Annotated in this window: 9 protein-coding genes; 4 read left to right on the forward strand and 5 right to left on the reverse strand. The window is 37.7% G+C overall.

Annotated features, from left to right (window positions below):
• Positions 1–322 precede the first annotated feature (322 nt).
• Positions 323–2,803, reverse strand: coding sequence for a prolyl oligopeptidase family serine peptidase (locus H4J38_RS15805; RefSeq protein ID WP_182133256.1), 2,481 nt, complete (start codon positions 2,801–2,803; stop codon positions 323–325).
• Between the two features lie 447 nt (positions 2,804–3,250).
• Between H4J38_RS15805 and H4J38_RS15810 the strand changes: the two genes are divergently transcribed.
• The 3 genes from H4J38_RS15810 to H4J38_RS15820 all read left to right on the forward strand — a co-directional run bounded on the left by H4J38_RS15810 (position 3,251) and on the right by H4J38_RS15820 (position 8,310).
• Positions 3,251–5,611, forward strand: coding sequence for a YgiQ family radical SAM protein (locus H4J38_RS15810; protein WP_182133258.1), 2,361 nt, complete (start codon positions 3,251–3,253; stop codon positions 5,609–5,611).
• Positions 5,612–5,776: 165 nt separating this feature from the next.
• A complete protein-coding gene (locus tag H4J38_RS15815; RefSeq protein WP_182133260.1) occupies positions 5,777–7,369 on the forward strand; it encodes an ABC-F family ATPase in 1,593 nt (530 codons plus the stop codon).
• Between the two features lie 98 nt (positions 7,370–7,467).
• Complete coding sequence (locus H4J38_RS15820; protein ID WP_182133262.1) at positions 7,468–8,310, forward strand: 23S rRNA (adenine(2030)-N(6))-methyltransferase RlmJ; 843 nt, start codon at positions 7,468–7,470, stop codon at positions 8,308–8,310.
• 127 nt (positions 8,311–8,437) lie between these two features.
• On the opposite strand, the gene H4J38_RS15825 is transcribed toward H4J38_RS15820, so the two are convergent.
• The 3 genes from H4J38_RS15825 to H4J38_RS15835 form a co-directional block, all read right to left on the reverse strand.
• Complete coding sequence (locus H4J38_RS15825; protein WP_182133264.1) at positions 8,438–8,896, reverse strand: hypothetical protein; 459 nt, start codon at positions 8,894–8,896, stop codon at positions 8,438–8,440.
• 28 nt (positions 8,897–8,924) lie between these two features.
• The gene (locus tag H4J38_RS17400; RefSeq protein ID WP_182133266.1) at positions 8,925–11,360 is read right to left on the reverse strand and encodes a winged helix-turn-helix domain-containing protein; all 2,436 of its coding nucleotides are present in this window, start codon (positions 11,358–11,360) and stop codon (positions 8,925–8,927) included.
• A gap of 359 nt (positions 11,361–11,719) precedes the next feature.
• A complete protein-coding gene (locus H4J38_RS15835) occupies positions 11,720–13,069 on the reverse strand; it encodes a DEAD/DEAH box helicase (RefSeq protein WP_182133268.1) in 1,350 nt (449 codons plus the stop codon).
• A 320-nt stretch (positions 13,070–13,389) separates the two neighbouring features.
• Between H4J38_RS15835 and H4J38_RS15840 the strand changes: the two genes are divergently transcribed.
• A complete protein-coding gene (locus H4J38_RS15840; protein WP_182133270.1) occupies positions 13,390–13,869 on the forward strand; it encodes a hypothetical protein in 480 nt (159 codons plus the stop codon).
• 132 nt (positions 13,870–14,001) lie between these two features.
• Here H4J38_RS15840 and folD read toward each other — a convergent pair whose 3' ends face one another.
• Positions 14,002–14,880: a bifunctional methylenetetrahydrofolate dehydrogenase/methenyltetrahydrofolate cyclohydrolase FolD gene (gene folD / locus H4J38_RS15845; RefSeq protein ID WP_404842626.1), complete on the reverse strand. Its 879-nt coding sequence runs from the start codon at positions 14,878–14,880 to the stop codon at positions 14,002–14,004.
• Between the last annotated feature and the right edge of the window lie 566 nt (positions 14,881–15,446).

Below are 15,446 nucleotides of genomic sequence, written 5' to 3' on the forward strand. Positions count from 1 at the left end.
TGACCTTCTGCAATAAAGTATCGTCACTCTTTGATCTGAGCCCAATAGATTCAATAACATCGTGGTGCCATGCTTTTACTGGAATATAAGACAAGTGCCATTAATTTTGTGAGATGGTTATCCGCAGGACAAAAAAATCAAGGTGTATGTTTATTGTCCCAGACTAAACATTAGTACCTATATCTATATAGGTATGGCGTTCAATTGATGCTTACATGGACATAAGTACTGAGTTTTTATCGGGAATAAAAAATGCCCATTCGTGCTGAATATAAATAAGGCCTCGAACATGAGGCCTTATTTATTGCCTTACTATGTGGTTCTATAGCGTATTTTCAAACAACTTATAAATTCTGCGATATTCATTTAACCAAGAACTAGGTTGAACAAAACCATGTGGTTCAACTGGATAAATAGCGGTTTCAAAGTCTTGCTTTTCCAATTCAATTAAACGCTGAACTAAGCGTACCGTATCTTGAAAAAACACATTATCGTCCACCATTGGGGCATTAATTAGTAACGGTTTATCTAAACCCTCAGCGAAATAAATTGGCGAACTGCGCTCATAAGCAATAGCGTCGTCAGCGGGTGTATTTAATATATTAGAGGTATAACCATGGTTGTAATAGGCCCAATCTGATACTAAACGCAGTGCCGATCCTGATTGAAATAATTCAGGGTCAGTAAACATAGACATTAAGGTTAAAAAACCACCGTAAGAGCCGCCATATGTACCTACACGTTTAGCATCAACATTAGCATTTTCAACTAACCAATTTACCCCATCACGCATGTCTTGAACTTCAGGTTTACCCATATGACGATATATTGCGGTACGCCAGTCGCGGCCATAGCCTTTTGATGCGCGGTAATCCATATCAATCACAACATAACCTTGTTGGACCAGCATGCTGTGGAACATATACTCACGAAAGTAACCTGACCAACCTAAATGCGAGTTTTGTAAATAGCCCGCGCCATGGCTGAACATTACCGCTCTATTTTTAGTTCCTGTTTGATCGTAACCTTGAGGTAAATAAACTTTAGAATATATTGGTTGTTCTTGATGTGATGAATCAATCGCCACTACATTAGGAGCTGACCAAGGCATCGCTAAAAACTCTTCTGAAACTGTGTGGGTTAATCGAATGGCCTCGCTGTTACTGGCTAAATCTTTAAGGTAAAGCTCAGGCGGCATGGTGATTTTTGAATGCTGAACTAAAAGTTTAGATTCATCAGGGCTTAACGCGTAATCGTTCATACCACCCAAATCGGTTAATGCTTTAACTTTTCCAGAGGCTAAATCGAGGTTATAAATTTCATAAATACCCGGATGTTTTTTATTGGCTTTAAAATAAATGCTTTGCTCATCAGCAGATACGGTTAAGTCATCTACTTCAAATTCACCTGTCGTTAAGGCTTTTGCTTTACCGTTTATTGGCTTAACGTATAAATGTGCGTAACCACTTTCTTCTGAAAGGTAATATAAACGCTCAGAATTACTCAACCAACCAAGCTCATTAAAGGTGTAATTTATCCAAGCATCATCATGTAAACGATGTTGAGACACTAACGTTTTGTTGTCAAAATCAACTGTGGCTATCCAGCGGTCTTTGTTATCCCAAGCTTCCAACATAATAGCAACATTTTTGCCATTATCTTGCCACTGAATTGGATCCCAAGCTTGCATGACATGAATATTACGCGCTGACTTTTCTGACTTATATTTTTTACCTTCACGGGCATAATTTTCTTTACGCACACTGGCGAGCACATCTTCATCAAAGCCAGGTAAACTGTCGTAATTTAACAAGGCTTTAGTGCCTTGGCTTAAATCTAAGATATAAAGCTGCTCAGCGTATTGGCGGTTATCGGCAACACGATTACGAACCTTTTTCGCCTCAATATGGCCGTCGTCAGCGATATAGTTGGGCATAATGTCACTGTCTTTACGTGGTGATTTGTCTGAAGCAATACTGACCACTAATTTATCGCCTGCAGGAGAAAGGCTAGCATGTACAACTTCATTGTCTTTACCGAAATAAAAGTTGGTTTGTGTCACTGTGCTGTTTTTTACCCGCAACTGACGTTTTTGCTCTGCACGTAAATCTTTATTACGCTGTTGAAGAGCAACATACTCAATAAGTTCGTGTTGCTCTGTCGCGATATAACTTAGGGGTTCAGTCGCTGGTTTTTCACCATCGGTCATTTTCAAGTTGGCTAACTCAATAATTTTTTGATTCTTCATATCATGAGCGTAAAAAACATCACCAACACGATAAGCCACATTGCCATTCGTTAAAAATATTGCTGATGATTCAACTGCAGATGTATAGGTTAATTGTTGCACCGTTTGGGTAGCGAGTGCTTTAACAAAAACATTGCCTTCAAAGGTATAAACCTCATGTGTACCTGCATTATTCATTACAGCGTTATTGTCAGCAACAACATGCATTTGCGCTAGCTTCACTAAGTCGCCATTGCCATGGGTACTGACATTTTTTTGTACTAAATCACGTAACGGGTTGCCGACGCGCTTTTGCTTATAAAAAATGGTTTGACTGTCATCTCCCCAATACCATGACTCAGGAGAGCGGCCAAACCAATCAGGATCAGACATTATTTTTTCTAGGGTGATGGCAGTAGCACTTGCCACGCCGGCAGCAGGTGTAGCTAAAACATCACTAACTGCAACGTCATTAGTAATAATGCTATGACTTTCTAATGCGACTTTTTTCTGCGCTGTCGATGCACATGCAGCTAAAGAAAAACTTATAGCGGCGGCAATTAACTGTAATTTCATAATTTATTTTTACTTATATTGGTTTACTTATAAGGGGTATGTATAAGGAATATTTATCTAAACGATTAAATAACTGTTAATAAATACGTTAACAATGTGAAAGTTATAAATTTGTTCATCAAAATTATTACGCCTAGTTATACTAAGCTATGGGTTAATTTTCAATAAATCTAGGCGATAACACGACCAATAACGAATTTTATACGATGAAAACCAGTAAAATAGCACTAAGCCCATCCGATAACTTTTTAAGAACTACATAAGCTTATTTGGGCTTAGCTTATAACTCTGGTATAATCGCGCGCCTCGCCAATGTGAATAATTTGAATGTGGTAAATATGGTATTTATCATCAAGCTATTTAATTTGTCGTGAAGGGTCATTGTTAGGCTTTAAAAGCGTGTGACACCGCGCTTGTCTCTATTGTAAAAATAAATTTAGGTAATGTATGAACTTAGCGTCAATCCAGGAAACAACTCCGAAACTATTCGATTACCCCAAATATTGGGCTGAATGTTATGGAACTGCACCATTTTTGCCGATGTCTCGTCAAGAAATGGAAGTGTTAGGCTGGGATAGTTGCGATATTATTTTAGTGACTGGCGACGCTTATGTTGATCACCCAAGTTTTGGTATGGCGGTTATTGGCCGTATGCTCGAGTCTCAAGGCTTTCGTGTTGGCATAATAGCTCAACCTGATTGGCACTCAAAAGAACCATTTATGCAATTGGGTCAGCCAAATTTATTTTTCGGCGTAACTTCCGGCAATATGGATTCAATGATCAACCGCTATACGGCAGAAAGACGTATGCGCCACGACGATGCATATACGCCTAATGACGAAGGTGGTAAACGCCCTGACCGCGCAGTAACGGCCTACACCCAACGTTGTAAAGAAGCCTATAAAGGCGTACCGGTAATTATTGGTGGCATTGAAGCAAGCTTACGTCGAATTGCTCATTATGATTATTGGACTGACAAAGTACGCCAATCAGTACTTTTTGACTCAAAAGCAGATCTGCTTATTTACGGTAACGCTGAACGCCCTTTAATCGAAATCGCGCATCGTATTGCCAACGGTGAAGCCACCAAAGATATTACTAACGTACGCGGCAGTGCGTTTTTAGCCAACCAAGTGCTCCCCGGTTGGAAAGGCATCGACTCTCGAAGTATAGATAAGCCGGGTAAAATCGATCCTATTTATAGTCCTTATCAAGATATGACATCTCCAGATTGCGCAACCACGTCAGCCGATGCAGCAGCTAATGCCGCTGAAGACATGATAAAGAATGCAGCGGAAAAAGATGTGACTAAAACGGCACAACCGATCCAGTTAAGTGAATTTAGAGCAACAGCACATAAAAACAAATCATGGGCTGACAAGAAAAAGCCATGGGAAACCACTTATATTAACTTGCCAACGTTTGAGCAAGTTAAAGAAAACAAAACACTTTATGCGCATGCTTCACGTATTTTTCATCAAGAAGTAAACCCAACATCTGCTAAGCCTTTAGTGCAAAAACACGGTAGCCGACTTATTTGGTTAAACCCACCGGCTAAACCATTATCAGAAGCTGAAATGGACGGTGTTTTTGGTTTGCCATATCAGCGTGTACCTCATCCGGTTTACGGCAACGCTAAGATCCCAGCTTACGACATGATCAAAACGTCTATCAACATTATGCGTGGTTGTTTTGGTGGTTGTACGTTCTGCTCTATTACTGAGCATGAAGGCCGTATAATTCAGAGTCGCTCTGAAGATTCTATTATCGCTGAAATCGAAGATATTAAATTAAAAGTGCCTGGTTTTACCGGTGTAATTTCTGATCTTGGCGGACCAACCGCTAACATGTATAAATTAAACTGTAAAAGTGAGAAAGCTGAAGCTACTTGTCGTAAACCGTCATGTGTTTGGCCAACTATTTGTGGTCACTTAGATACCGACCATACACCAACAATTAATTTATACCGTCGAGCACGAAAAGTTAAAGGTATTAAGAAAATACTTATCGCCTCAGGTGTAAGGTATGATTTAGCCATACAAGATCCGGAATATGTAAAAGAATTAGCTACCCATCATGTTGGTGGTTACTTAAAAATTGCTCCTGAACATACCGAAGAAGGGCCATTAAATAAAATGATGAAGCCAGGTATGGGCAGTTATAACAAGTTTAAAGAAATGTTTGATCATTACTCTAAACTTGCTGGTAAAAAGCAGTATTTGATCCCCTACTTCATCTCAGCGCATCCGGGCACTACCGATTTAGACATGGTAAACCTTGCGCTATGGCTAAAAGAAAACGACTTTAAACTTGATCAAGTTCAAAATTTTTATCCGTCACCTTTAGCTAACGCCACTACGCTTTATCATACTGAAATTGACTCACTGCGTAATGTTAAAAAAGACAGTGCGACAGTAGCCGTGCCCAAAGGTACTATTCAGCGCCGTTTACATAAGGCCATATTGCGTTATCATGATCCCGCGAACTGGGGCATTATTCGTGAAGCATTAACAAAAATGGGCCTTGCAAGAAAACTCATTGGTAGTAAACCTGGTTGTTTAGTGCCTAATGAAACAAGAAATGAAAGCCAGCAGGTGCATTATAAAAACAACGGTAAAGGTAAAAATAACGCCTTAGGCAATAAAACCTCGCCAGGGCAAGAAAAACGTTATGGTAAAAAGCCAATAACCGCTAAAAAAGCTAAACCAGGTGATAAAGCTAAACAAGGACTAACGCGTTTTTCTGAAAACCAGTTTAACGACAGAAAACCTAACGGCCCGGCAAAGAAGAAGCGTATTAGTAACTAATATTTTCTTGGTCTACATCTTATTTTAATAAGCCTAGCTATCTCGCTAGGCTTATTGTTTTTACTATCTTCTACTGACATTATTTTACGCTTCAAGTATAATCGCGCGCATTATTTTAAAAGTTATGAGTCAAGCACTCTTCAATACACTCGCTATGGAATTCATATGTTAGCTGCAAACAATATTACCCAACAATTCGGTGCTAAGCCGTTATTTGAAAACATTTCACAAAAATTTGGTGGCGGTAATCGCTATGGTTTAATCGGCGCCAACGGTTGTGGTAAATCTACCTTTATGAAAATTTTAGGTGGTGATTTAGAGCAAACATCAGGCAACGTTGCCTTAGATCCAAACGAACGCATTGGTAAACTTCGTCAAGACCAGTTTGGCTTTGAAGCAACTTCTGTTGTTGATACTGTAATCATGGGTCATACCAAGTTGTGGGCGATAAAAGAAGAACGTGACCGCATTTACGCCTTACCAGAAATGAGTGAAGCTGATGGTATGCGTGCCGGTGATTTAGAAGCTGAATATGCTGAAATGGATGGTTACAGTGCAGAAAGTCGCGCTGGCGAACTATTAATGGGTGTAGGTATTCCTGTTGATCAACATTACGGTTTAATGAGTGAAGTTGCCCCTGGTTGGAAATTGCGTGTGTTATTAGCCCAAGCACTATTCTCAAACCCAGATATTTTATTACTTGATGAGCCAACCAACAACCTCGACATACACACCATTCAATGGTTAGAAGAAACCTTGAACGCACGTGATTCAACCATGATCATCATCTCGCATGACCGTCACTTTTTAAACAGTGTTTGCACCCATATGGCTGATTTAGATTACGGTGAGTTACGGGTATTCCCAGGTAACTACGACGAATACATGTTAGCGTCTACGCAAGCTAGAGCACAATTGATGTCTGACAACGCCAAGAAAAAAGCACAAATTGGTGAACTACAAGCTTTCGTGGCGCGATTTTCTGCCAATGCTTCAAAAGCAAAACAAGCAACTTCTCGTGCTAAGCAAATTGATAAAATTCAATTGGCCGATGTAAAGCCATCAAGCCGTGTTAATCCGTTTATTCGTTTTGAACAAGAAAAGAAATTATTCCGTAATGCCCTTGTTCTCGAAAACCTAAACAAGAGCTTTGATGATAATAAGGTTTTAACTGACCTTAATATGATGATTGAAGTAGGCGAACGCGTGGCTATTATTGGTCAAAACGGTATTGGTAAAACCACATTTTTACGTACCATGATGGGCGAAGCTGAGTATCAACCCTCGTCAGGTTTATACACTTGGTCAGAAAACGTTAACATTGGTTACTACGCACAAGATCATAGCCATGAATTTGAAAATGATATGACCTTATTTGAATGGATGAGTCAATGGCGTCAACCAACCGACGACGAACAAGCCGTACGTAGTTATTTAGGGCGTTTATTATTCTCAGCTGATGACATTAACAAGTCAGTGAAAGTACTTTCTGGTGGCGAGCAAGGACGTATGTTGTTTGGTAAAATCATGATGCAAAAGCCTAACATTCTTGTTATGGATGAACCGACTAACCATATGGATATGGAATCTATTGAGTCATTAAACATGGCAATGGAACAGTTTGAAGGCACTATTTTATTCGTCAGTCATGACCGTGAGTTTGTTTCAAGTTTAGCGACGCGTATTATCGAATTAGAAGATGGTGGTTACACTGACTTTGCTGGTGGTTACGACGAATACTTAGCATCACAAGTGTAAATTAATCATCACATTAACCAAATTTTAAAAAAGGTATCATGAGTTAATTCTGATACCTTTATTTTTATATATATTTCACGCTATTTTAAGGAGTTATTGTGCTCAGTTATCGCCACGCTTTTCACGCCGGAAATTTTGCTGATGTTTTAAAACATTCGGTATTAACCTTAGTACTTGAGTACATGACTCGAAAAGATAAAGGTTTTTATTATATCGATAGCCACTCGGGCGCTGGTATGTATCAGCTGAGTGATGAATACGCGCAAAAAACCGGTGAATACAAAGATGGTATTGCTAAGTTAATTGAAAATAATGATTTACCAGAAGCCCTGCAGCCTTATATTGACTTAGTAAAAGATATAAACCGTGAAACTGGTGAACTTGCTCTCTACCCTGGCTCGCCTGGCATTGCCCGACAGTTTACCCGTCGTCAAGACAGTACGCATTTATTTGAATTACATCCAACTGACATCGAGCACTTAAAAGAATATAGCCAACGATGGAATAAATCACATGTTAAGCAATCTGACGGTTATCAAGGGGTTTTAGGCTTAGTACCACCGCCAAACCGCCGTGGTGTGGTGTTAATTGATCCGCCTTATGAATTAAAAGAAGATTATTTAAAAGCCGTTCGCACTATCGTTAATGCCTATAAAAAATTTGCTACCGGCACCTATATTTTATGGTATCCCGTAGTTAAGCGTGAACTTGTTGAGCAAATGCAAGACGCCTTTACTAAAAGTGATGTACGTAACCTATTACAAGTAGAGTATTGCCAACACGCTGACACTCAAGAATATGGTATGACAGGTACAGGATTATTTATTGTTAATCCGCCATGGCAATTAAGTAACCAGTTAGATGAAATACTACCTTATTTGAAAGAAAAAATTGGTAACGCCGAAAGCCAATACAGTGTTAAACAGTTAATTACTGAATGAATATAGTTAAGTTAAGTTAAGTTAACCTGAGCAGAAGATAAAAATTTGTCCTAACAGGTCTATTTAACGACCTATCATTTGCTGACAAAATATTTTTAATATCTCAGGTTAACTAAACCAACAAAAATCATTGCACTACAATTCTAGGATCATAAGGGTTAGTTGCACAACCTTGGACATTAATTTCGTAGTAATAGTCACCATCGTTTTTGATTTTACACCGAACTTCACCCTCTGCACCGGCACTATATTCGCACATATTAAAAGGCGAGCCCTCTGTAAAATAAACATCAAATGCATCGCCGGTACTAGTTTGCCAAGAAATATACTTCTCCTTTTTCGAACAGACACATTCAGGGTCATTCTTACAGGGGTTTTTATCTGCAGGGTATAATAGAGCACAATTATTTTCATTATCTGAAGGTGCTACGTTAATAGCGCAGTGTGTCGATGGATCAACTTGAATGATCAACTCCTTGTCTTTAGCACTATTGCTAGCAGCAAAAGTCACCATGGAGCTTGCCGCGATTAGTAGGACTAAACTGCTAGTTATTCTTTTTATTAATTTATTATTTTGGATATTCATTGAATTTTCCTTATTCAGGTTAGAGGGCTCAAACAATTTCTTTTAACCAATCTTTATAGTCGTAAAACTGAGGATCTGCCAATAAAAGCTTCGCGGGGTAGCCTAGAACAATTGCTTTTTCAATAAATAACTTCGTATCATTAACGTCAAAACAATTAATAGCTACTATGGCTAAATCATAATAAATATAGGGATCTTGTACATTATTTTTAAGGACTTTACCTTGGTGAGCTTTTGCCTGTTCACATTGATTTAATTCAGAGTAGTAACGGGAAATTTGTGCTTGAAAACTTGGGTTTTTATCATTAATAACCGCATTTTTTTTAGCTAAATTAAGCCCCTTCTCGTAAGCCGACTTAGCGCTTTGTGCTTTATTTTTACTGTACTTAAATGCATCGCCTAAATTGCCCCATACGGTAGGGCTTAACGGTGACAGCTCAGCGCTTTGTAAATACATTTCAGCTGCATTTTCAAAACGCTTCATAAAAAATAATACAGAACCTAAATTCATAAACACGACAGATGTTGGTTCAATTGCTAATGATTTAGACCAAGCAATATTCGCTTGTTCAAAATTCAGCACCATGTAATATACTGCGCCTAAAGCATTATAGGCCATGGCGCTATTTTTATTAATTAAAGTCACTTTGTTAAATTGACTTACCGCTTGTTCATATCGCCCCGAAGCATACAAAAACACACCATAGTCATAGTAGTTTCTCCAATTACCCAGCTCAAGACTAATCGCTTGTTGATATAAGTTTTCAGCTTCATCACTTTGCTCTAATTTTGCATATAAAACAGCTAATGAAATATAAACTTCACTCGACTCTGGTTTAATTAATTTTGCTTTATTTAAATGTGTTTCTGATTTTTCATATTGACCATTAACCCGATAAAGCGTGCCAAGCGCTAATTCTGATTCAAACGATACTGTTTCGTTACTAGCAATTAATTGACAAACGTTTAAGGCTTTATCGTATTCATTTGTATCATTGTTTAGTAAATATTTATCTAAGTATGTTTGACATAGTGCTGATGAAGCTTGTATAAAATCGGGGTCTAATTGTAAAGCGACAATAAAGAGTGTTTCTGCTTCTACCAAAGCGTTGATGTTTTTCGAGTTTCTATACTTTTCTTTCCCTTGCAAATAAGCATCATAAGCTGCAAAATTATCTGTTGGCATGTAGTTATTATTGTTAACTGATTGATCCCCAACAACTAGTAAATGCAAGGCATTAGTAATTTTGCGAGACAAGTCACTAAAAAGAATAACCAGTTCATTGGATGAGCCCTTAGATTCATCAGACCATACCTGAAAACCCGTTACCACATCTGTCATGGTAGTATTTATAATTAATGAACCGTCTACAGTTTTAGACCGCCCTTCGACGATATATTTCACACCCAAAATATTTTTAATTTGATCAATGCTTGCTTCAGGTTCTAATGCATTTATAGCCCTGATTGAAGATACTTTAAACACGGGTTTTAATGCTAATAAATTGATCAGCTCTTCTTGTAAACCTGAAACGAAATACTGAGGATTATTATCGGTGTCTGATGAGTAATAAGGTAATACAGCAACGGAATTTTCGGTCACATTTGAAATTGGCGCTTTATTCTCAAGCGTCAATTGAACTGGTTCCATAGTGCTTTCAGTTTCTATTTTTTCAATCAGGTGAGTAGATATGTAATATATAAAAAATAAAATAATCAGCACAAAAAAACTGTCTATGGCAAATTGACGGTAGACAAACCTATGCTGTTTATTATTTTCGTAAGCAAACTTTTTTCTTGTTTTAAACTCTTTAAACCACTGAAAACTGATAACAATGGGAAAGCCAATAACTAAGCCTAAAGCAGCTACCTTCCCACCCCAAGTTGGCACATCAAAAATAGGTAATACAATGGAGAACACTTGTAGTAAAACCCAAGATACCACTAAATATGCTGCACTAGCGTTAATTAAACGACTACTTTTTAATAATGAAAATGATAATTTCCATTTTTTATCTGGACCACTAATTTGATTTAGTTGATCAGCGGGGAAAGGCCAAATGCTATTGGATGACTTTGCCACGGTAGGTAAAAGCATACGATAGCCTTTACGAGGTATGGTTTGGATATATGTAGGACACTCTTTATGGTCGTCGAGCACGTGCCTAATTTCGCTGATAACATGGGTAACATTAGTTTTTGCAGCGTGGTTATCGCCCCAAGCAAAAGCTAATATTTCCTCACGGGAGACAATCTCACCATTAGTGGATGATAAAAAGAGTAGAACCTCCATCGCCTTAGGCGCCAAATGGTATCTTTGACCATTGCGTATAACTATACCTAAATCAGGCTCAACCACTAGGCTACCTAACTGAAAGCCTTGATGTAGTTCAGTATCTACAACAAAGTGTCCCTTAACGTTCTCTAATGAAACTGTAACTTCTGGTTCATTGCTCGCTGACACGTAATGGAAGCCTCACAAGAAAAGAGTACAGCATGCCTATAGGCAACTCTTATAAAATTTAAGTGGTTAAAAACAATATAAGTATTGTTTACATTAGAAAAAATAGCCAATGGGTGTGTGCGATAAAACATCATATGAACTCATTAATTTATCGCATATCTGTAGCTTTAGATGAAATTTCATTTGATAAATATACATGTTTAATTATTACATTAAATGAAGCGGAAAAAAGGCTGATAACACGAGAAAAAGGGTGAAATAAATTAACGTTCACTCATATAAAAACAAAAAACCCGCTATGCCTTTAATATCAGTCATGCGGGTTTACAAAATTTAATTCCTAATATGAATACTTAAACTCAATCTACTTCATTAATATCCGTATTTTCAATATCTTGTGGTGCAACAGCTTGCTTGCGCTTTAATACCGGCAAATCTCCAGCATCTTGCGCTAAAAAGGTATTTTTAACAGATTTCTTTGTTTTTGTCTTCTTAGTAACCACTACTGATTTTTTACTATCTGTTATTTTGCTTTCAACTTTTGGCTTCTTAGGCTTGATGCCTTTGAACTTAGCTTTTAAACCATCAACTGCGTCAAATCTTAGCTTTTGCTGGAGGAAACCCTCTACATTCTTAAAGCTTATCCAGTCTTTAGGACCAACAAGAGAAATAGCATCTCCTGTGCTGCCTGCGCGGCCTGTTCGGCCAATACGATGAACAAACTCTTCGGTATGCTTTGGCATATCAAAATTGATTACGTGCGAAACATTAATTAAATCTAAACCGCGAGAGGCTAGATCTGTGGTGATCAATATTTTTTGCTGACCTTTACTAAAGCCATCCATTATTTGGTTACGTTGGCCTTGATTTAACTCTCCACTTAACGCGACAGCACTTAAGCCTTGCTCCGTTAATAATATAGAAAGTCTATCCGTGTCTGCACGTGTCGCAGTAAATATGATTATTTGTTGGTGAATTTCAGTTGTTATAAAGTGTGAAAGTAGCTTTTCTTTATGACTTAAGTTATCACAAAGGTAAAAACGTTTAGTAATGTCTTTGTGCTCAGTGTGAGCACTACCAATAGCGATACGTTTAGGCTTTTTCAATAACGCTAAAGCAAAATCATTAACTTGTGCATGATCTAAGGTCGCAGAAAATAGCAGTGTTTGACGCTTACGGTGATCAGCTGCTTTATTAATTTGCGCTAACTGTTCAGCAAAGCCTAGATCTAACATGCGATCGGCTTCATCAAGTATAAGTAATTCTAAACCACTAAGGTGAAAATGCCCTTGTGAGAGATGGTCAGCTAAACGACCTGGTGTAGCAACAATAAAATGAGGCTCTTTTTCTAAAACTTTAACTTGATCGTTAAAATTTTCACCACCAAGAATGAGTACAGCTTTGAACGCTGATCCTGAAGTAAACATTCTTAACTGGGTAAAAACTTGCTTAGCTAATTCACGTGTTGGCGTTAAAATAACTACACGTGGATCACGCTTACTCAATGCTCGATTTTTTGACAAACGCTGCATAGCGGGAATAATAAAAGCTAATGTTTTACCTGAGCCTGTTTTAGATGAAGCAATCAAATCATGACCTGTCATGGCGGCAGGAATTGCCTGTTGTTGAATTTCAGTAGGCTCACTAAAACCTAGATGTTCAACAGTTGACATTATTTTACTATCTAATCCAAAATCACTAAACTGCAAGCTTATTCTCCACGTTATTTAACTGATATCTGTTGGTAATATTATTGAAACAGACACATAAAAACAAAAATATAATGCCATATTATAACCTGTAATTGCTAACATTGAGCCAAACTATTTAGTCAAAAAGTAAAATAGTTTTAAACCCATCAACCTGTGCTAATTTGTTTGATTCAAATTGTCTGATTTATACATTATTGATGACAGTCAAAAACTAGACATTAAATAAGCAGATAAAGTAGGGAAAAGATAATTATCAAACAACATAACTATAATACCAGCCTGTCTACAGAAACATGCGATATGATCAAAATAACTTTATGAATATAATCACCTCCGCATATGATGTCGTAAAAGCTACAAAAGCAGATAAAAAAAATATCATGCGCTTTTATAAAAATCAGCGCTATTCCGCTAGTTATATCGGTAAAGATCAATGTTATATAGTAAAGGTAAATAGCATTATTATAGCCTGTGCAATAATATCAGCAGGTCAAGAAAATGATGACTTTTGGTTACTACACGGTCTAGTTATCGACAAAGTTCAGCGCGGTAAAAGCATCGCTAGCTTAATTTTACAAACGATTACTGCTGATAAAGATGAGTTCACACATTTAAGGTATGAACAAATAATTTGCTTTGCTGATATAGGATTTCAAGCATTTTACCAGTCAAATAATTTCATTAGTTACAACATCAATGAAGACACAGCTCCACTTCCCACAGAATTTAAACAACGACTCAATCGATATCGAGAAAAACAAAAAAACTTACACTGCTTTATTTATACAGCAGTGTAGTTAACATGGCGCTTAATTGAAGGTTATTGTAAACAACTAAAATTGGTCATTATATGATTGGCTAATAACCAATTTGGCACTTTATTGATCATGTAGACTTTTCAGACAGCAAACTTGTAACCTGTTAAAAGATTAGGGCTGGTGCGCACATCTTTTCGCCGCGGCTAAGGTGTTTTTTAGTAAACAAGCAATCGTCATTGGCCCTACACCACCAGGAACAGGAGTAATTGCCCCACATTTATCAAAAACAGCATGGTAATCTACATCACCAACCAATTTTATTTTTCCTTCATCAGTTAAAATTCTATTGATACCAACATCAATAACAGTTGCGCCTTCTTTAACCCAATCGGCCTTAACAAAATCAGCTATACCAACAGCGGCGACTAAAATATCAGCCTGTTGACAGACCTCTGGTAAGTTTTTAGTTCGGGAGTGTGCGATGGTCACTGTACAATTTTCTTGTAATAGCAGCATAGCCACAGGCTTACCGACAATATTAGAACGACCAATAATTACGGCATGCTTTCCAGATAGGTCGTTACCTAAATGTTGTTTAACTAATATGACACAACCTTGTGGTGTACAGGGCACTAATGCCCCTGATTCTCCATTAAATAGTCGACCAGAATTCATAGCATGAAAACCATCGACGTCCTTATCTGGACTAATTGCCGAAATTACCGCGCTTTCATCTATATGTTTTGGTAAAGGTAACTGCACTAGAATGCCGTGGACGCTATCATCATTATTTAATTGTTCGAGCTGATTTAATAAATACTCTTGAGTTGTATCTTCTGATAACTTTATCTCATTGGAGATCATACCGATCTCTTGTGTTTGTTTTACTTTGTTTTTCACATAAACATGGCTAGCGGGATCATCACCTACAATAACTACCGTTAAACTGGGTTTAATATTATAACGCGACTTTAATTCAACTACCTCAATAGCTAATTTATCTCGTAAAATTTTTGCAGCTAACTTTCCATCAATATTCATTGTTATTATTCTCATGTTGTTAAAGCAGAAACTGGGACCAATCACAATATAATAAGATGCAGTCGCAATAATTAATATCGTATCCTATGGAAAAATCCAAAGGTTTACAAAGGTCTTAGAGATAAATATATAAATTAATGCTGATATTTCGCAAGATAGGATATTTAGTGAATATTCCATCGCCAGAAAGCAAAAAAACGTATCGTCAGCTACGGGTTTCTTTAAATAGAAGCCTAGTAATGACGTACAAGGATGCATTAATGCCGTGGGCACATGAATGTGCAGGAGCGGCGTCCTACTGACGTAAGAATTAACTCATGTCTTAGATGCATCAGAGCGACCCCACATAAAGAGAATAACTCCCACACGCTCCTTACTACCAAGCCAACACGTTTGACTTCTGCGTGCTAATTTTTGCGTGCAAGTAGCCGCCGCTTACAAAATTTTAAACCCCAGACAGCAAAAAGCCCGACTCTTTCGAATCGGGCTCTTCTAAATAGAAGCCTAGCAATGTCCTACTCTCACATGGGAACTCCCACACTACCATCGGCGCTAACACGTTTCACTTCTGAGTT

It is taken from the genome of Colwellia sp. BRX10-3 (assembly GCF_014077505.1).
Lineage (GTDB): Bacteria > Pseudomonadota > Gammaproteobacteria > Enterobacterales > Alteromonadaceae > Cognaticolwellia.